Annotated in this window: 14 protein-coding genes and 1 pseudogene; 13 read left to right on the top strand and 2 right to left on the bottom strand. The window is 65.3% G+C overall.

Annotated elements, in window-relative coordinates:
* Positions 1–33 precede the first annotated feature (33 nt).
* From murG to murC, 3 genes are read left to right on the top strand one after another with little or no spacing between them, the layout of a single operon-like run.
* Complete coding sequence (gene murG / locus IC762_RS26755; RefSeq protein WP_195785173.1) at positions 34–1,134, top strand: undecaprenyldiphospho-muramoylpentapeptide beta-N-acetylglucosaminyltransferase; 1,101 nt, start codon at positions 34–36, stop codon at positions 1,132–1,134.
* Positions 1,135–1,143: 9 nt separating this feature from the next.
* The gene (locus IC762_RS26750; protein WP_195785172.1) at positions 1,144–1,833 is read left to right on the top strand and encodes a hypothetical protein; all 690 of its coding nucleotides are present in this window, start codon (positions 1,144–1,146) and stop codon (positions 1,831–1,833) included.
* A gap of 24 nt (positions 1,834–1,857) precedes the next feature.
* The gene (gene murC, locus IC762_RS26745; RefSeq protein ID WP_195785171.1) at positions 1,858–3,261 is read left to right on the top strand and encodes a UDP-N-acetylmuramate--L-alanine ligase; all 1,404 of its coding nucleotides are present in this window, start codon (positions 1,858–1,860) and stop codon (positions 3,259–3,261) included.
* Positions 3,262–3,317: 56 nt separating this feature from the next.
* On the opposite strand, the gene IC762_RS26740 is transcribed toward murC, so the two are convergent.
* On the bottom strand, positions 3,318–3,653 hold the full coding sequence (locus IC762_RS26740; RefSeq protein WP_195785170.1) for a GIY-YIG nuclease family protein: 336 nt from the start codon (positions 3,651–3,653) through the stop codon (positions 3,318–3,320).
* 20 nt (positions 3,654–3,673) lie between these two features.
* Here IC762_RS26740 and murB point away from each other — a divergent pair, with 20 nt between their 5' ends.
* The 9 genes and pseudogenes from murB to recN all read left to right on the top strand — a co-directional run bounded on the left by murB (position 3,674) and on the right by recN (position 14,385).
* Positions 3,674–4,594 carry a UDP-N-acetylmuramate dehydrogenase gene (gene murB / locus IC762_RS26735; RefSeq protein WP_195785169.1) on the top strand — a complete coding sequence of 307 codons (921 nt, stop codon included), beginning with the start codon at positions 3,674–3,676 and terminating at the stop codon, positions 4,592–4,594.
* A 105-nt stretch (positions 4,595–4,699) separates the two neighbouring features.
* Positions 4,700–5,686 (top strand): D-alanine--D-alanine ligase family protein, encoded by a 987-nt coding sequence (locus IC762_RS26730; protein WP_195785168.1) that lies wholly within the window; start codon positions 4,700–4,702, stop codon positions 5,684–5,686.
* Between the two features lie 87 nt (positions 5,687–5,773).
* A pseudogene (locus IC762_RS35360) lies at positions 5,774–6,067 on the top strand (D-alanine--D-alanine ligase); the annotation flags it as partial.
* On the top strand, positions 6,007–7,011 hold the full coding sequence (locus IC762_RS26725) for a cell division protein FtsQ/DivIB (RefSeq protein WP_195785167.1): 1,005 nt from the start codon (positions 6,007–6,009) through the stop codon (positions 7,009–7,011). The pseudogene IC762_RS35360 and the gene IC762_RS26725, both read left to right, overlap by 61 nt.
* Positions 7,008–8,324, top strand: a complete 1,317-nt coding sequence (gene ftsA / locus IC762_RS26720) for a cell division protein FtsA (RefSeq protein WP_195785166.1) — start codon at positions 7,008–7,010, stop codon at positions 8,322–8,324. Before IC762_RS26725 ends, ftsA begins: the two co-directional genes overlap by 4 nt.
* An 89-nt stretch (positions 8,325–8,413) precedes the next feature.
* Positions 8,414–10,204: a cell division protein FtsZ gene (gene ftsZ / locus IC762_RS26715; protein WP_195785165.1), complete on the top strand. Its 1,791-nt coding sequence runs from the start codon at positions 8,414–8,416 to the stop codon at positions 10,202–10,204.
* 350 nt (positions 10,205–10,554) lie between these two features.
* Positions 10,555–11,517, top strand: coding sequence for a UDP-3-O-acyl-N-acetylglucosamine deacetylase (gene lpxC, locus IC762_RS26710; protein ID WP_195785164.1), 963 nt, complete (start codon positions 10,555–10,557; stop codon positions 11,515–11,517).
* Between the two features lie 353 nt (positions 11,518–11,870).
* Positions 11,871–12,686 (top strand): outer membrane protein assembly factor BamD, encoded by an 816-nt coding sequence (locus tag IC762_RS26705; protein WP_246801265.1) that lies wholly within the window; start codon positions 11,871–11,873, stop codon positions 12,684–12,686.
* 13 nt (positions 12,687–12,699) lie between these two features.
* Positions 12,700–14,385: a DNA repair protein RecN gene (gene recN / locus IC762_RS26700; RefSeq protein WP_195785162.1), complete on the top strand. Its 1,686-nt coding sequence runs from the start codon at positions 12,700–12,702 to the stop codon at positions 14,383–14,385.
* A gap of 93 nt (positions 14,386–14,478) precedes the next feature.
* On the opposite strand, the gene IC762_RS26695 is transcribed toward recN, so the two are convergent.
* Positions 14,479–14,766: a GIY-YIG nuclease family protein gene (locus IC762_RS26695; protein ID WP_195785161.1), complete on the bottom strand. Its 288-nt coding sequence runs from the start codon at positions 14,764–14,766 to the stop codon at positions 14,479–14,481.
* A 77-nt stretch (positions 14,767–14,843) separates the two neighbouring features.
* Here IC762_RS26695 and ligA point away from each other — a divergent pair, with 77 nt between their 5' ends.
* Positions 14,844–16,991, top strand: coding sequence for an NAD-dependent DNA ligase LigA (gene ligA, locus IC762_RS26690; protein WP_195785160.1), 2,148 nt, complete (start codon positions 14,844–14,846; stop codon positions 16,989–16,991).
* The last annotated feature ends 62 nt before the right edge of the window (positions 16,992–17,053 follow it).

The raw sequence follows: 17,053 nt of genomic DNA, 5'->3' as shown, positions 1-17,053 counted from the left end.
GTCGGCTATCTGGATGCCATGTACTTGGAAGCGATGGACAAAGCGCCCTTGATTCTGCTGGCCGCCGGCGGCACCGGCGGCCATCTGTTCCCGGCGGAAGCGCTCGCCGTGGAATTGCTCCGGCGCGGCCTGCGCGTGCGGCTTGCGACCGACGGTCGCGCGTTGCGCTACTCCGGCCTGTTCGGCCGGGACGACATCGACCTGGTGCCGAGCGCGACCGTGCGCAGCCGCAATCCGTTCTCGCTGGCACGGACCGTGTTGATGCTCGGCTACGGCACGCTGGTTGCCGCCAATGCGGTGCGCCGGCTGAAGCCATCGGCCGTGGTCGGCTTCGGCGGCTATCCGACCCTGCCGCCGCTGGTGGCGGCCCGCCTGCTCGGCGTCCCCGGCATCATCCATGATGCCAATGCGGTGCTCGGCCGCGCCAACCGCTTCCTCTCCGGCCGCGTCGACGCGATCGCGACCTCGCTGCCGGGCGTGCTGGATCGCGATCCCGCACTCGCCGGCAAGGCCACCACCGTCGGCACGCCGATGCGTCCGGCGATCCTTGCGGCGGCGGCGGTGAAATATACCTCGCCCGAACCGGACGGCCCGCTGCGCCTGCTCGTCGTCGGCGGCAGCCAGGGCGCGCGGGTGATGAGCGACATCGTGCCGCCGGCGATCGAGAAGCTTGCGCCTGCGCTATGGAGCCGCCTGATCGTCACCCAGCAGGTGCGCGAAGAGGACATGACACGGGTCCGCGCCGTGTACGACAGGCTCAAGATCAATGCCGAGCTCGCGCCGTTCTTCGCCGATCTGCCGGCCCGGCTGGCATCGAGCCAGCTCGTGATCTCGCGCTCCGGCGCCGGCACCGTCGCCGAGCTCGGCGCGATCGGCCGGCCCTCGATCCTGGTGCCGTTGCCGGGCGCGATCGATCAGGACCAGTTCGCCAATGCCGGCGTGCTGTCGGACGCCGGCGGCGCGCTGCGCATCAAGCAGAACGATTTTACGCCCGAGCGTCTGGCGGCCGACATCACCGCCTTTGCGGCAGAACCTTCGAAGCTGACCACGATGGCGGAGGCCGCGCGCGGCGTCGGCCGGCTCGACGCCGCGGAACGGCTCGCCGATCTGGTGGCGAAAGTGGCGGGGTTGTAAAAGAGGTGCATGACGGTCAACGCTACCGAGATTGAAACCATCCTTGGACCGCTTCGCGGCTTCCATTCCTATGACAACCGGATGATTTCATTGAGGTCGATGGGGCTTCCGGACAATCCGTTCGTACTGTCAGAGCATCGAAAAGCCGGAGCCGCAATCCAATGGACAGATACAGGAGCCGCGCCTGTGTCAGATTGGCTAGGCAATGTCGAAGGAATTTCGTCGCACGCGGAGATCATTCAGCGAATGCGCGTAGCCGCGTTCGTTGCTTTCACGGATATGATCCCCGTGTTGGCCGCGGACCATCCATGGTGTCTCCTCAATCACCAAGCCGCGGGGCATGCATGCAGGCAGCAGCGATTTGTTGGCCGACGCGTCTTGCTCAGGCCTGAGGTGGAGTTCAAGTGCATTGAAATCGCGATTTCTCATTACAACACCCAGCTTGGATGGGATCTGCCGCGTCTTTCCGACTTGATGAAATATAGATCGCAGCTGCAAGAGATCGGGCTTGATTGCAATAGCTCTGGAACTTTCAAACACCTTATGGAGGGTTTTTATCCGATTGACTTATCCCAATCGGTTATAGATCAGGTATGCCTTCAGCCCTTTTCGTTGGAAAGTCTTCTGGGAAGTCCACGACCATACGGAAGCATCGAGCACTATGCGATTCTTGCTGTCATTGCGCCAAACAGTGATTGAAGCGCTCCAAAAGGAACGACGAGCATGAGACTGCCGCGCGAGATCGGGCCCATTCATTTCGTCGGGATCGGCGGCATCGGCATGAGCGGCATTGCCGAGGTGCTGCTCAATCTCGGCTACACCGTGCAGGGCTCGGACGCCTCGGACAATTACAACCTCGATCGGCTGCGCAAGAAGGGCGCCAAGGTCTCGGTCGGCCACAAGGCCGAGAATGTCGACGGCGCCGATGTCGTCGTGGTCTCGACCGCGATCAAGCGCGACAATCCCGAACTGATGGCGGCGCGCGCGCGGCGCCTTCCGGTGGTGCGGCGCGCCGAGATGCTGGCGGAATTGATGCGGCTGAAGAGCTGCGTCGCGATCGCCGGCACCCACGGCAAGACCACCACGACGACGATGGTGGCGACCTTGCTCGACGCCGGCGGGCTCGATCCGACCGTGATCAATGGCGGCATCATCAATGCCTATGGCTCCAATGCGCGGCTCGGGGCGGGCGACTGGATGGTGGTCGAGGCCGACGAGAGCGACGGCACTTTCCTGAAACTGCCGTCCGACGTCGTCATCGTCACCAATATCGATCCCGAGCATCTCGATCACTTCAAGACGTTCGAGGCGATCCAGGACGCCTTCCGCAGCTTTGTCGAGAACGTGCCGTTCTACGGTTTTGCCGTGATGTGCATCGATCATCCGGTGGTGCAGAGCCTGGTCGGCAAGGTCGAGGATCGCCGCATCATCACCTACGGCCAGAACCCGCAGGCCGACGCGCAGCTCAAGGAGCTGACGCCGATGGGCGGCGGCTCCAAATTCACCGTCGCAATTCGCGATCGCAACAGCGGCGCAGTGCACGAGATTGCCGACATCACGCTGCCGATGCCGGGCCGTCACAACGCGTCCAACGCAACGGCGGCGATCGCGGTTGCGCATCAGCTCGGCGTGTCCGACGACGTGATCCGCCAGGCGATGGCGGGCTTCGGTGGCGTCAAGCGGCGCTTCACCAAGACGGGCGAGTGGAACGGCGTCACCGTGATCGACGATTACGGCCATCACCCGGTGGAGATCGCAGCCGTGCTGAAGGCGGCGCGGGAATCCGTCAACGGCAAGATCATCGCCGTGGTGCAGCCGCATCGCTTCACCCGCCTGCAATCGCTGTTCGAGGAATTCTGCACCTGCTTCAACGACGCCGATGCCGTCGTGGTCGCGGAGGTGTATGCCGCCGGCGAGCCGCCGATCCCGGGCATCGACCGCGACCATTTCGCCGCCGGCCTGCGCGCCCACGGCCATCGCAACGTCATCCCGCTGCCTGACACGAGCAAGCTCGCGAACATCGTGCACGGCATTGCAAAGCCCGGCGACCTCGTCGTCTGCCTCGGCGCCGGCAACATCACGCAATGGGCCTACGCGCTGCCGGACGAATTGAAGGCGCTGGGGTGATGGCCGTGCGGTCTCTCTCCTCGTCATGGCCGGGCTTGTCCCGGCCATCCACGTCTTTACTGTGTGATGGTGTCGAAGAGATCGTCCCAATTCGGGTTCGCCACGACAATCTTGCGGACCTTCCATGCGCGCGGCCAATGCTTGATGTTGTGTTCGCGCTGAATGGCATCGCGAATGTCGTCAAACTGCTCAAAGTAGACCAGCCGCTTCAAACCATACCGCTTGGTGAAGCCATCAACGAATCCGGACCGATGCTCGAATATTCGGCGGACAAGATCGCTCGTCACTCCGACATACAGGATGCCGTTCGGACGGTTGGTCAGAAAATAGACGTACCCACCTGCCATGCGGAGATATTGCAAGACGTGGATGGCCGGGACAAGCCCGGCCATGACGGACTGGGTGAGTTGGCATGACCTTCCCCGACATCACGCCTGATCTGAAAGCCGCGATGCCGGAGCTGCGCGGGCGGTTGCTGGCCAATCAGCGGCTTTCGGAGCTGACCTGGTTTCGGGTCGGCGGGCCGGCGCAGGTTTTGTTCACGCCGGCGGATGAGGATGATCTCGCATACTTCCTCAAGCACCTGCCGCAGGAGTGGCCGGTCTATGTCGTCGGTGTCGGCTCCAACCTGATCGTGCGCGATGGCGGCCTGCCGGGGGTGGTGATCCGGCTGGCGCCGCGGGCGTTCGGCGAGACCAGCGCGGCCGATGATATCGTCACCGCCGGCGCCGCAGCGCTCGACAAGCGCGTGGCGGAGACGGCAGCGGGCGCCAATATCGGCGGCATGGAATTCCTGTTCGGCATTCCCGGCACGGTCGGCGGTGCGCTGCGGATGAATGCTGGCGCCAACGGCGGCGAGACCAAGGATGTGCTGGTGGAGGCGACCGGCATCGGCCGCGACGGCGCCAAGCACAACTTCACCAATGCCGACATGAAGTTCGTCTACCGCAGCAGCGGCGTCGATCCCTCCATCATCTTCACCTCGGCGCGCTTCCGCGGCAGCATCACCGATGCGGAAGCAATCCGCATCCGCATGAACGAGGTGCAAGCCCATCGCGAGACCGCACAGCCGATCCGCGAGAAGACCGGCGGCTCGACCTTCAAGAACCCGCCGGGCCACAGTGCCTGGAAGCTGATCGACGCTGCCGGTTGCCGCGGCCTCAAGCTCGGCGGCGCGCAGGTCTCGGAGCTGCACTGCAATTTCCTGATCAATACCGGCAACGCCACCGGGCATGACATCGAGGCGTTGGGCGAGACGGTCCGCGAACGCGTGAAGCACAATTCCGGAATCGAGCTACACTGGGAAATCAAGCGGATCGGGATTCCGGGCTAGTCGTCATTCCGGGGCGCGCGCAGCGCGAACCCGGAATCCAGAGGTGATGAAACGAGATTCCGGGTCTGGTCCTTCGGACCATCCCGGAATGACAGGATAGAACTGATGCAGACCACGATTCTGTTCGGCGGCGCCAGCAAGGAGCGCCTGGTCTCGGTGGCAAGCGCGCAGGCGCTGCACCGCGCGCTACCCGGGGCCGATCTCTGGTTCTGGGACGTCGACGATACTGTGCACGCCGTGACCTCCGCGCAGCTGCTCAATCACGCGCGTCCCTTCGAGGTCGATTTCAAGCCCGGCGATCGCGGCGTCGCGCTCGGTGCCGCGCTGGACAAGGCAGGCGCCGAGCAGCGCGTGCTGGTCCTCGGCCTGCATGGTGGCTGTGCCGAGAATGGCGAGTTGCAGGCGATGTGCGAACTGCGCGGCGTCGCGTTCACCGGCTCCGGCTCGGCGTCGTCGCATCTCGCCTTCGACAAGCCGGCGGCGAAGCGCTTTGCGGCGATCGCCGGCGTGAACGCGCCGCAGGGCATCGCCGTCGAACAGATCGAGCAGGCGTTTGCCGAATACGGCAGGCTGATCGCAAAGCCCGCGAAGGACGGTTCGAGCTACGGCCTGATCTTTGTCAATGCGAAGCAGGATCTGGTCGCGGTTCGCAATGCGGCCGAGCAGGAAGAGTATCTGGTCGAGCCGTTCGTCTCCGGCGTGGAGGCAACCTGCGGCGTGCTCGAGCAATCCGACGGCGCGGTATTCGCGCTGCCGCCGATCGAGATCGTGCCGGCGGATGGCGGCTTCGACTACACGGCCAAATACCTGCTGAAGTCGACCCAGGAGATCTGCCCCGGTCGCTTCGCGCCCGAGGTCTCGGCCGCGATCATGGATCACGCACTGAAGGCGCACCGCGCATTGTCCTGCGCCGGCTATTCGCGCAGCGATTTCATCGTGTCGGCGAAAGGTCCAGTCTACCTCGAGACCAACACGCTGCCCGGGCTGACGGCGGCATCGCTCTACCCCAAGGCGCTGAAGGCCCACGGCATCGGCTTTGCCGACTTCCTCCACGACCAGATCGTGCTCGCCCGGCGCCGTGTGGCGAGGTAGCGGCGGGAACCCGCGCCTCCCGGGCATGGAACCCGCCGCTGTTGCTAAAATGCTAACGGGTTCGCGGCAAAGTACTCACAGCGTTGATCAAAACACGCTCCGGGTAGGTATCGTTTACCGTTTGTTTACCAGGAAGGCCGAAGGTTAACGCTGGCGGCGCATGTAGCGCTTGGCTGCCGGGGCGTGAGCTGTCGCGGATTTCCGCTTCGAGGAACGCAACCAGGGAACAGGGGGCCACTCTATCCCACCGGATTTGCCGAGACGTTCCTGCGTCGGGACCCGCGGGGTTGTGCGGGCACAACATGTGACGAGCTCGTGCAATGGATGGTGCAGGACGCCTCGCTCGATCGGTACGATCGCTGGGGCCCCAAGCTGACCTGAAAGCAGCCGCTATTGGAGCGGTGGTGCTGTTGCGCGAATATGCCGGCGCCCATTTCGCGCGCCGCCGCCAACGCCCCGCCAGGCGGCCGGTGATCGACCGCGAGCCGCCGAACCGCCTCATCCTGATGGTCGAGCGATATTTGCCGCGCCGGATCGGTGTCGTCGCGACGCTCGCGATCCTGTTCGGCAGCGCCGGCTTCGGCATCGTCAAGGGCGGCCATGTCGACGAATTCACGTCCGCGCTGAGCGACACCCGTAACGCGCTCGCCAATGCCGCGGGCTTCCGCATCACCGCCGTCGGCATCAACGGTCGCAAGCAATTGAGCCAGGACGAAGTGCTGGCGATCGGCGGCGTCAACGGCCGCTCCTCGCTGCTGTTCCTCGACGCAGACACCGTTCGCAACCGGCTGAAGGCCAATCCCTGGATCGCCGACGCCACCATCCTGAAGCTCTATCCGGGCCGGCTGCAGATCGACATCGTCGAGCGCACCGCCTTCGCATTGTGGCAGCAGGACGGCCGTCTCGCCGTCATCGCCGCCGATGGCGCGGTGCTCGAGCCCTATGTCTCGCGCCGCTTCCTCAGTCTGCCGCTGGTGGTGGGGAAGGGGGCCGAGACCCATGCCCAGGACTTCCTCGCGCTGCTCGACCGCTACCCGCAGGTGCGTTCGGTGACCAAGGCCGCGATCTATGTCGGCGAGCGGCGCTGGAATCTGCGCCTGAAGGACGGCCTCGACGTCCGCCTGCCGGAGAACGACGTCGGCAACGCGCTTGCCGCGCTCTCCAAGCTCGACAAGGAGGAGAAGCTGTTCTCGCGTGACATCGTCGCCGTCGACATGCGGTTGCCCGATCGCCTGGTCGTGCAATTGTCCGAGGAGGCCGGCAAGGCCCGCGACGAGTTGTTCAAGGACAAGAAGTCCAAGAAGAAGCCGGGTGATTCCGCATGACCGGCCTCGATCGCAACCTGACCCCCAAGACCCGACCGATGCACAAGCGCACGGCGCTGGTGGCCTCGCTCGACGTCGGCTCCAGCAAGATCGCCTGCATGATCGCGCGCTTGAGGCCGTCGCCGCCGAACGAGGCGCTGCGCGGCCGCACCCATGCGGTCGAGCTGATCGGCTACAGCCAGATCCAGTCGCGCGGCGTCAAGGCCGGCTCCGTGGTCGATCTCGCCGAATGCGAGAAGGCGGTGCGTCACGCGGTGGCGCTGGCCGAGCGCATGGCCAAGGTGCGCGTCGAGTCCGTTCTGCTGTCGGTGTCGGGCGGCCGGCTGCATGGCCAACTCGTTGAAGCGGCTGCCGATATCCACGGCGGCTCGGTCACCTCAGACGATATCAGCCGCGTCACCTCGGCCGGCATGCGCCACGCCGCCGGCGCCGGCCGCACCGTGCTGCATGCGCTCCCCGTCGGCTATGCGCTCGACGGCGTCAAGGGCATCCGCGATCCCAAGGGCATGGTGGCGCGACAGTTCGGCGTCGACATGAACGTGGTGACGTCGGACGCGACGGTCGCCAAGAATCTGATGCTTGTGGTCGAACGTTGTCATCTCAACGTCGAAGCCATGGCATCGAGCCCCTATGTCGCCGGCCTCTCCGTGCTCACCGACGATGAAGCCGATCTCGGCGCCGCCGTCGTCGAGATGGGCGCGGGATCGACCACGATCGCGACCTATTCCGGCGGCCGCTTCGTGCACGCATCCGGATTTGCGCTCGGCGGGCAACACATCACGATGGATCTTGCGCGCGGCATCGGCGCATGCATTGCGGATGCCGAGCGAATCAAGACTTTATACGGCACGGTGCTGACCGGCGGCTCGGACTCGCGCGAGCTGATGTCCGTTCCGACCGCAGGCGACGATCGGGAGACTCCGCAAATCGTGTCCCGCGCCACCATCGCGAATATTGTCCGGCATCGCGCCGAGGAGATTTTTGAGATGGTCCGTGACCGACTCGCGGATTCACCCTTCGCAGCCGAGCCGCGGGCACGCGTCGTGCTGAGCGGCGGCGCCTCGCAACTGACCGGCACCGTCGAGCTCGCCACCCGCATCCTCAACCGCCAGGTCCGCATCGGCCGCCCGCTCGGCTTCGGCCGGCTGCCCAACGAGGCAAAGGGCGCCTCGTTCTCGGTGCCGACCGGACTGCTCGTCTATCCGCAATACGCTCATCTTGAACATGTCGAACCGCGGCGCACGCGGCAGCTCAGGACAGGGACTGACGGTTACTTCGGAAAGGTCGGACGATGGCTTCGCGAGGGCTTCTGATGACCGCACCCCGGCTTACAGCATTTTCACCAGCTCCCGCGGCCGTTGGCCGGGGCGAACCAACGCGCGCGTAATCGAGAGAGGCAACCATGGCACTCAATCTGACCCCCCCTGACATCAGCGAGCTGAAACCGCGGATCACCGTCTTCGGCGTCGGTGGCGCGGGTGGTAACGCCGTCAACAACATGATCACCGCCGGGTTGCAGGGCGTCGACTTCGTCGTCGCCAACACCGACGCGCAGGCGCTGACGATGTCGAAGGCGCAGCGCATCATCCAGATGGGCACCGCCGTGACCCAGGGCCTCGGCGCCGGTTCGCAGCCCGATGTCGGCGCTGCCGCCGCGCAGGAAGTCATCGACGAACTCCGCGATCACCTCTCGGGCGCCAACATGGTGTTCGTCACCGCCGGCATGGGCGGCGGCACCGGCACGGGGGCTGCGCCCGTGATCGCCAAGGCCGCCCGCGACATGGGCATCCTCACCGTCGGCGTCGTCACCAAGCCGTTCCACTTCGAGGGCGGCCGCCGCATGCGCACCGCCGAGCACGGTATTTCCGAGCTCCACAAGGTGGTCGACACGCTCTTGATCATCCCGAACCAGAACCTGTTCCGGGTCGCCAACGAGAAGACCACCTTCGCCGACGCCTTCGCGATGGCCGACCAGGTGCTCTATTCGGGCGTCGCCTGCATCACCGACCTGATGGTCAAGGAAGGCCTGATCAACCTCGACTTCGCCGACGTCCGCGCCGTGATGCGGGAGATGGGCAAGGCGATGATGGGCACCGGCGAGGCCACCGGCGAGAAGCGGGCGCTGACCGCAGCCGAAGCCGCGATCGCCAACCCGCTGATCGACGACAGCTCGATGAAGGGCGCCCGCGGGCTCTTGATCTCGATCACCGGCGGCAAGGACCTCACTTTGTTCGAGGTCGACGAGGCCGCGACCCGCATCCGCGAGGAGGTCGATCCCGACGCCAACATCATCGTCGGCGCCACCTTCGACGAATCGCTCGACGGCGTCATCCGCGTCTCGGTGGTCGCGACCGGCATCGAGCAAGCGTTGATCGCCCGTTCCCAGACCCCCGCCGCGCCGCAGACCGGCGGCTCGCCGGAGAGCCGGCTGGCCGACCTGACCGCGCGCCTCCGCGCCGACAATCAGCGTCTGGCCGAACGCACCCAGAAGCTGGAACCGCCGACCGGCGTGACGGTCTCTCCGATTGCCGGGCCGGCCGCCGCCGCGGCAGTGCCCCAGCCGCGTCCGGCCGCCAATACTGTCGAGCGCGCTGCGCTGGCGGCGATCGCGGCCGCGGTTGCTCCGGAAACGCCCCAGGCGCCGATGCAGTATGGCGACGTCACGGTGCGCCCGATCGCCCAGAAGCCGTCGCTGTTCCCGGATCACGACGTCGCCAAGGTCGAGCAGCATGAGCCGATGCCGCCCGAAACCTTCATTCCGCAGGCGGCCGAGCGTTCGCCGGTCCGTGCCCCGCGGATGCCGAAGTTCGAGGACCTTCCGATGCCGGCGCAGGCCGAGATTCGTCAGGCCCACGGCGACGGCGAGGCGGAACATCCGCAGAAAACCCGGCTGTCGCTGCTGCAGCGCCTCGCCAATGTCGGCCTCGGCCGCCGCGACGAAGAGACCGAGCCGCCGATCGCGGCCCGTGGCTTCAGCCCGGCCGCGCCGGCGATGCCGCCGCTGCCCGAGCGCAAGGCGGCCCGCAGCGTTCAGCAGCAGATCGCAGCGAACGAATCACCGGTGTCGGAATACGCAAAGCGGCCCGCGCCGCAGGGTCTGGACGCTCATGGCCGCCCCGCACCTGTGGCCACGGCGCCACAGGGCGACGACCATCTTGATATCCCGGCCTTCCTGCGCCGGCAGGCAAACTGAAGTTTGTTACAACCTTGGCGGAAAAAGAGGGCCCTGGCGAGAACCGCCGGGGCCTTCGTCTTTAGGCGGAGAAGCGGTCACGGTCGAGTGAGCAACCGCCTGATATTAAATCATTAATTATACTTTCCATGGTCAAGTGCGGCTTTCGGAAAGACCCCGAAGCGCTGCCGTAATTTGGTTAACCTTGGGCGTGAATGCGGCGGAGATGGGGTAACAATCGGTAAAGAAGCGTGAGTTGTACGCTCTCGGGCAGTGACTATGGTCTGCCGTGACTTGGGGAGCTCAAGCGAGTCGGCCTTGGGGAAATTGGCCTCTCGAATTGAGCGAAGTCGGGTAGTGGGCATTATCGAATGAAGTTCAGCCGCCAAACAACGCTTCGGTCGCAAGCCACCGTGACGGGCGTCGGCGTACATTCTGGTCTTCCTGTTCATCTCACGCTCGGGCCTGCGCCTGTCGACGCAGGTTTTATTTTTGTCCGCACCGGTCTCGACGGTGCCGACCGCGAAATTCCCGCCACCGCCGACGCCGTGATCGCCACCGAATTTGCAACGGTGCTGGGCGACCGCGAAGGACCGCTGGTTTCCACCGCCGAGCATGTGCTGGCTGCGCTGCGCGGCATGGGCGTGGATAATGCCACGATCGAGGTCGACGGACCCGAAGTTCCGATCATGGACGGCAGCGCCGCGGCGTTCGTCGCCGCGATTGATCAGGCCGGCATCGTCACGCAGCCGGGGCTGCGCCGTTTCATCCAGGTGCTGAAGCCGGTGCAGGTCAAGATCGGCGATTCGACCGGCGAGCTGCGTCCGTTTGCCAACGGGTTCCGCGCCGAGGTCGAAATCGATTTCACCAACCCGGTGATCGGCCACCAGACCTTCTCCTTCGATCTTTCACCGGAAGGCTTCCGCCGCGACGTCGCGCGCGCCCGTACCTTCGGCTGCATGAACGACGTGGCGCGGCTCTGGGGCGCAGGCTTCGCGCTCGGCGCCAATTTCGACAACACGGTGGTGTTCGACGAGACCCGCCTGCTCAACAGCGAGGGCCTGCGCTACGGCAACGAGTGCGCCCGCCACAAGGTCCTGGACGTGATCGGCGACCTTGCGCTGGCCGGCCTGCCGCTGCTCGGCGTCTATCGTTCGCTCCGCGGCGGTCACAAGGTCAACCATGCCGTGCTCAAGGCTCTGCTCGCCGACCGTAGCGCCTGGCGGGTGGTCGAGGCCGAGACCGTGCGGCGCCCGGCCCGTGGCCATGTCGAGGCTGGTGTCGGTATGGCGGGCGGGCTGATCGCCCCGGCCTATGGCCCGGACGTGTCCTGACCGGCACAGCCGGTGCTATCCGTCGCGATTTACGTAATATCCCCAGCAAGGTGGCAGACATCTGGCCGCCTTATTCCGGGCGGAATGGCTGCGTATTCGGTTGGTCAACGTCTGTTTTTCGGCTAAACAGGCCTGCGGTTGCACGGCGCCAATGGCTTGGCAATTATCGAGGTCCATGATCGCGGTTCATGGATGGAGTGGGGTCCGCCGTTAACCGCATCAAAGGCGTCAGGTTTTATATTTTCATGTCGGCAACGCGTATGGCGCTCGAACCACGCAAATCTTCTGATGTCCAACCGTCTGGCTTTCATGGCCTGAAGCAGGCCGTGCGCACGCTGCGTTTGGCGGCGGGCATGATCGTGCTTGCAATGCCACTCGCCGGCTGCGGCACCGGCGCGCTGTGGGACAAGTTCATGGCCAAGGACGACACGTTCGTCGATGAGCCCGCGGACAAGCTCTACAATGAGGGCTTGTACATGATGAACGAGAAGAAGGACCTGAAGTCCGCCACCAAGAAGTTCGAGGAAGTCGACCGTCAGCACCCCTATTCGGATTGGGCGCGCAAGTCGCTCTTGATGTCGGCCTATGCCTCCTACCAGGCCGGCGACTATGACAGCTGCATCGGATCGGCGACCCGCTACGTCACGCTGCATCCCGGCAGCCCCGACGCGTCCTACGCCCAGTATTTGATCGCAGCCTCGCATTTCGACCAGATCCCGGACATCTCCCGCGACCAGGGCCGTACCGAGAAGGCGATCGCGGCGCTGGAAGAGGTGGTGCGCAAATATCCGACCTCGGAATACGCCACCACCGCCAAGTCCAAGATCCAGGCCGCGCGCGACCAGCTCGCCGGCAAGGAAATGGCGGTCGGCCGCTACTACATGGAGAAGCGCGACTTCACCGCTGCGATCAACCGCTTCAAGACGGTGGTCACGCAATACCAGACCACGCGCCATGTCGAGGAGGCGCTGTACCGGCTCACCGAGGCCTATATGGCGATCGGCATCGCGGGCGAGGCGCAGACCGCCGCCGCCGTGCTGGGCCACAATTTTCCTGACAGCCGCTGGTACAAGGACGCCTATAATCTAGTAAAGTCCGGCGGTCTCGAGCCGAGCGAGAATCAGGGTTCCTGGATCAGCAGGACCTTCAAGAAGGTGGGTCTCGGCTAGGAATTGTCCTCGCATGCTGGCGCGTCTGTCGATCCGTGACATCGTCCTGATCGAACGGCTCGATATCGAATTCTCCCGCGGCCTCGCCGTGCTGACCGGCGAAACCGGCGCCGGCAAATCGATCCTGCTCGATGCCTTTGCGCTGGCGCTCGGCGGCCGTGGCGATGCCACGCTGGTGCGTCACGGCGCGGAGCAGGGGCAGGTCACCGCCACCTTCGACGTGCCGAAGGGGCATCCGGCGGCGAAGATCCTGGCCGAGAACGGCCTCGACGATACGGGTCCTGAAGAGACTTCCGAAATGATCCTGCGCCGGGTCCAGCTCGCCGACGGCCGCACCCGTGCCTTCATCAACGACCAGGCGATCAGCGTGCAGACCCTGAAGGCGGTCGGCGCCGTGCTGGTCGAGATCCACGGCCAGCACGACGAGCGTGCGCTGGTCGACGCCGCCACCCATCGCGAGCTGCTCGATGCCTTCGCCGGGCTCGACAAGGAGGTCGCCGCGCTGCAGGCGCTGTGGGATATCAGGCGCACCGCCGGCACCGCGCTGGAGGAGCACCGTGCCGGCATGGAACGCGCCGCGCGCGAGGCCGACTATCTGCGCCACGCCTCCCAGGAATTGCAGTCGCTGGGCCCGAAGGAGGGCGAGGAGACCGAACTCGCCAACCGCCGCACCACCATGATGCAGGGCGAGAAGATCGCGACCGATCTGCGCGAGGCGCAGGAGGCGATCGGCGGCTCGCATTCACCGGTCGCATCGCTATCGGCCGCGGTGCGGCGGCTGGAGCGGCGCGCCGCCAACGCGCCCGGGCTGATCGAGCCCGCGGTGAAAGCGATCGACATCGCGATCAACGCGCTTGAAGAGGCCGACCAGCATCTCCACGCGGCCCTGGCCGCGACCGATTTCGATCCGGCCGAGCTCGAGCGCATCGAGGAGCGGCTGTTCGCGCTGCGCGCCGCCTCGCGCAAATATTCGACGCCGGTCGATCTGCTGGCCGCATTGGCCGCGCAATATGCCGGAGACGTCGCGCTGATCGACGCCGGCGCCGACCAGCTCAAGAAGCTCGAAGCCGCCGCCGATGAAGCCGACAAGCGCTACGCCGCGGCTGCCGCAAAACTGTCGGCGGCGCGGACCAAGGCGGCCGAGAAACTCAACAAGGCCGTCAATGCCGAACTCGCGCCGCTCAAGCTCGAGCGCGCCAAGTTCATGACCCAGGTCGAGAGCAACCCGGCCGCGCCGGGCCCGCAGGGCATCGACCGCGTCGAGTTCTGGGTCCAGACCAATCCGGGTACCAAGCCGGGGCCGATGATGAAGGTCGCCTCCGGTGGCGAGCTGTCGCGCTTCCTGCTGGCGCTCAAGGTCGTGCTGGCCGACCGCGGCTCGGCGCCGACCCTGGTGTTCGACGAGATCGACACCGGCGTCGGCGGCGCGGTGGCGGATGCGATCGGCACCCGGCTCGCGCGTCTTGCCGCCAAGGTGCAGGTGATGGCGGTGACGCACGCGCCGCAGGTCGCAGCCCGCGCCAGCCAGCATCTCCTGATCTCCAAGGACGCCCTCGACAAGGGCAAGCGCGTCGCCACCCGCGTCAACGCACTCGCCGCCGACCACCGCCGCGAGGAGATCGCGCGCATGCTGGCCGGCGCCGAGATCACCGCGGAGGCGCGTGCCGCAGCCGATCGGCTGCTCCGGGCGGCGAGCTAGCTTTTCTCCGTCATTCCGGGGCGATGCGCAGCATCGAACCCGGAATCTCGAGATTCCGGGTCTGGTCCTTCGGACCATCCCGGAATGACGACCCTAAACACAGATCGACTCGTACAAATCATTCCACTGCGGATTGGTCGCTTCGATCAACTGAGTCTTCCAGCTCCGCTTCCACTTCTTGAGCACCTTCTCGCGCGAGATCGCGGAGATCGGATCATCGTAGATTTCGAACCACACGAGCCGTGTGATATTGTACTTGGACGTAAATCTGGGGACTGCCTTGGTTCGGTGTTCGTAGACTCTGCGCACGAGATCATTGGTTACGCCAATGTAGATCGCCCCGTCCTTTCGGCTTGCAAGGATACAGACGTAGTAGGACATGATAGTGGTGCCCAAAACCTCTAGATTCCGGGTCCGGTCCTTCGGACGTCCCGGAATGACCAACTATAATTTGCGCCATGGCTAAAGCAAAACGAGCTGCTCCCCCCGACGTCGACAAGCTCACCAAGGCCCAGGCCAAGGTCGAGCTGACGCGGCTTGCGCTCGAGCTGGAAGGCCACGACAAGCGCTACTACCAGGACGACGCGCCTGATGTCACCGATGCCGAATACGACGCGCTGCGGCAGCGCCATAACGCGATCGAGAAGCGGTTTCCGGAATTCGTCACCGCGGAGTCGCCGTCGCAGAAGGTCGGCGCGGCGCCGTCGGGGCGTTTCAGGAAGGTTCGGCATTCACTGCCGATGCTGTCGCTCGACAATGCGTTTGCAGAAGCCGACGTGGTCGATTTCGTCGGCCGCATCACGCGCTTCCTGAAGCTGCCGGACGACAAGATCGATTTCTCCGTCGAGCCGAAGATCGACGGGCTCTCGATGTCGCTGCGCTATGAGGGCGGCGAACTGGTCACCGCAGCAACGCGCGGCGACGGCGCCGAGGGCGAGGACGTCACCGCCAACATCCGCACGCTCGAGGACGTGCCGCAAAAGCTCAAGGGCCGCAACGTCCCAGAGGTCTGCGAGGTGCGCGGCGAGGTCTATATGACCAAGCAGGCGTTCCTGGCGCTGAACGAGCGGCAGAAGGCGGCCGGCGACACCGTCTTCGCCAATCCGCGCAATTCGGCCGCCGGCTCGCTCAGGCAGAAGGACCCGACCATCACCGCCTCGCGCCCGCTCGGCTTCTTCGCCTATGCCTGGGGCGAGATGAGCGCGATGCCGGAAGGTACCCAGAGCGGCATGATCCACTGGTTCGAGCGCTGCGGCTTCAAGACCAATCCGCTGACCAAACTGCGCCACTCGGTCGAGGAGCTGATCGCGTTCCATCACGAGATCGAGGAGCAGCGCGCCGAGCTCGACTACGACATCGACGGCGTGGTCTACAAGGTCGACCGCATCGACTGGCAGGAGCGGCTCGGCTTCGTCTCGCGCACGCCGCGCTGGGCGATCGCGCACAAATTCCCGGCCGAGCGCGCCATGACCGTGCTGCGCGACATCGAGATCCAGGTCGGGCGCACCGGCTCGTTCACGCCGGTCGGCAAACTCGAGCCGGTCGGCGTCGGCGGCGTCATCGTGCAGAACGTCACGCTGCACAATGAGGACTACATCAAGGGCATCGGCAACAAGGGCGAGGTGTTGCGCGAGGGCCGCGACATCAGGATCGGCGATACGGTGGTGATCCAGCGCGCGGGCGACGTGATCCCGCAGGTGGTCGACGTCATCATCGACAAGCGGCCGAAGAGCGCCAAGGAATTCCACTTCCCGAAGAAGTGCCCATGCCCGCTGCACACCGACGTCGTGCGCGAGGAGACCGCGACCGGCGAGGAGGGCTCGCGGCTGCGCTGTAGCGGCGAGTTCGCCTGTCCGTTCCAGAAGGTCGAGCACCTGATCCTGTTCGTCTCCCGCCGCGCCTTCGACATCGACGGCCTCGGCGTGAAGCAGCTGCAGTATTTCTTCGACGAGGGCTGGGTGAAGGAGCCCGCCGATATCTTCACGCTGAAGAAGCGCAACGCGAAGCTCAAACTGGAAGAGATCGAGGGCTACGGCGAGACCTCGGTGCGCAACCTGTTCGCTTCGATCGACAGCCGCCGCCGGATCGCGCTGGAGCGCTTCGTCTACGCGCTCGGCATGCGCCATGTCGGCGAGACCACCGCGCTGGCGCTGGCGCGCGGCTACGGCTCCTGGGACGCCTTCCACGACGCCTGCCTCAAGGTCGCCAAGGGCGACGAGGAGGCGATCGCCGAGATGGATGCGCTCGACCAGATCGGCGACACCGTGATCAAGAGCATCGCGGATTATTTCGGCGAGAGCCACAATCGCGGCATCGTCGAGCGGCTGACGAAGGAGCTCGACGAGATCATCGATGCCGAGAAGCCGAAGAGCAATTCGGCGGTCGCCGGCAAGACCGTGGTGTTCACAGGATCGCTGGAAAAGATGACCCGCGACGAGGCCAAGGCCACGGCCGAGCGGCTGGGCGCCAAGGCGGCCGGTTCGGTGTCGAAGAAGACCGATTATGTGGTGGCGGGGCCGGGGGCAGGCTCGAAGCTTGCCGAGGCACAGAAGCACGGTGTCACCGTGCTGACCGAGGACGAGTGGCTGAAGCTGATCGGGGAGTGAAGCGCGCCGTTACCGCGTGCTCCACTGTCGTCACCCGCGTATGCGGGTGACCCAGTATTCCA

Source organism: Bradyrhizobium genosp. L (assembly GCF_015624485.1).
Lineage (GTDB): Bacteria > Pseudomonadota > Alphaproteobacteria > Rhizobiales > Xanthobacteraceae > Bradyrhizobium.
Note: the sequence above shows the minus strand (reverse complement) of the source record. Positions and strands in the feature narration are given on the sequence as shown.

Excerpts from the sequence above, each read along its gene's own strand:
- murG (WP_195785173.1), top strand. The coding sequence starts at position 34 with ATGGACAAAGCGCCCTTGATTCTGCTGGCCGCCGGCGGCACCGGCGGC.
- IC762_RS26750 (WP_195785172.1), top strand. The coding sequence starts at position 1,144 with ATGACGGTCAACGCTACCGAGATTGAAACCATCCTTGGACCGCTTCGC.
- murC (WP_195785171.1), top strand. The coding sequence starts at position 1,858 with ATGAGACTGCCGCGCGAGATCGGGCCCATTCATTTCGTCGGGATCGGC.
- IC762_RS26740 (WP_195785170.1), bottom strand. The coding sequence starts at position 3,653 with ATGGCCGGGCTTGTCCCGGCCATCCACGTCTTGCAATATCTCCGCATG.
- murB (WP_195785169.1), top strand. The coding sequence starts at position 3,674 with ATGACCTTCCCCGACATCACGCCTGATCTGAAAGCCGCGATGCCGGAG.
- IC762_RS26730 (WP_195785168.1), top strand. The coding sequence starts at position 4,700 with ATGCAGACCACGATTCTGTTCGGCGGCGCCAGCAAGGAGCGCCTGGTC.
- IC762_RS26725 (WP_195785167.1), top strand. The coding sequence starts at position 6,007 with ATGGATGGTGCAGGACGCCTCGCTCGATCGGTACGATCGCTGGGGCCC.
- ftsA (WP_195785166.1), top strand. The coding sequence starts at position 7,008 with ATGACCGGCCTCGATCGCAACCTGACCCCCAAGACCCGACCGATGCAC.
- ftsZ (WP_195785165.1), top strand. The coding sequence starts at position 8,414 with ATGGCACTCAATCTGACCCCCCCTGACATCAGCGAGCTGAAACCGCGG.
- lpxC (WP_195785164.1), top strand. The coding sequence starts at position 10,555 with ATGAAGTTCAGCCGCCAAACAACGCTTCGGTCGCAAGCCACCGTGACG.
- IC762_RS26705 (WP_246801265.1), top strand. The coding sequence starts at position 11,871 with ATGATCGTGCTTGCAATGCCACTCGCCGGCTGCGGCACCGGCGCGCTG.
- recN (WP_195785162.1), top strand. The coding sequence starts at position 12,700 with ATGCTGGCGCGTCTGTCGATCCGTGACATCGTCCTGATCGAACGGCTC.
- IC762_RS26695 (WP_195785161.1), bottom strand. The coding sequence starts at position 14,766 with ATGTCCTACTACGTCTGTATCCTTGCAAGCCGAAAGGACGGGGCGATC.
- ligA (WP_195785160.1), top strand. The coding sequence starts at position 14,844 with ATGGCTAAAGCAAAACGAGCTGCTCCCCCCGACGTCGACAAGCTCACC.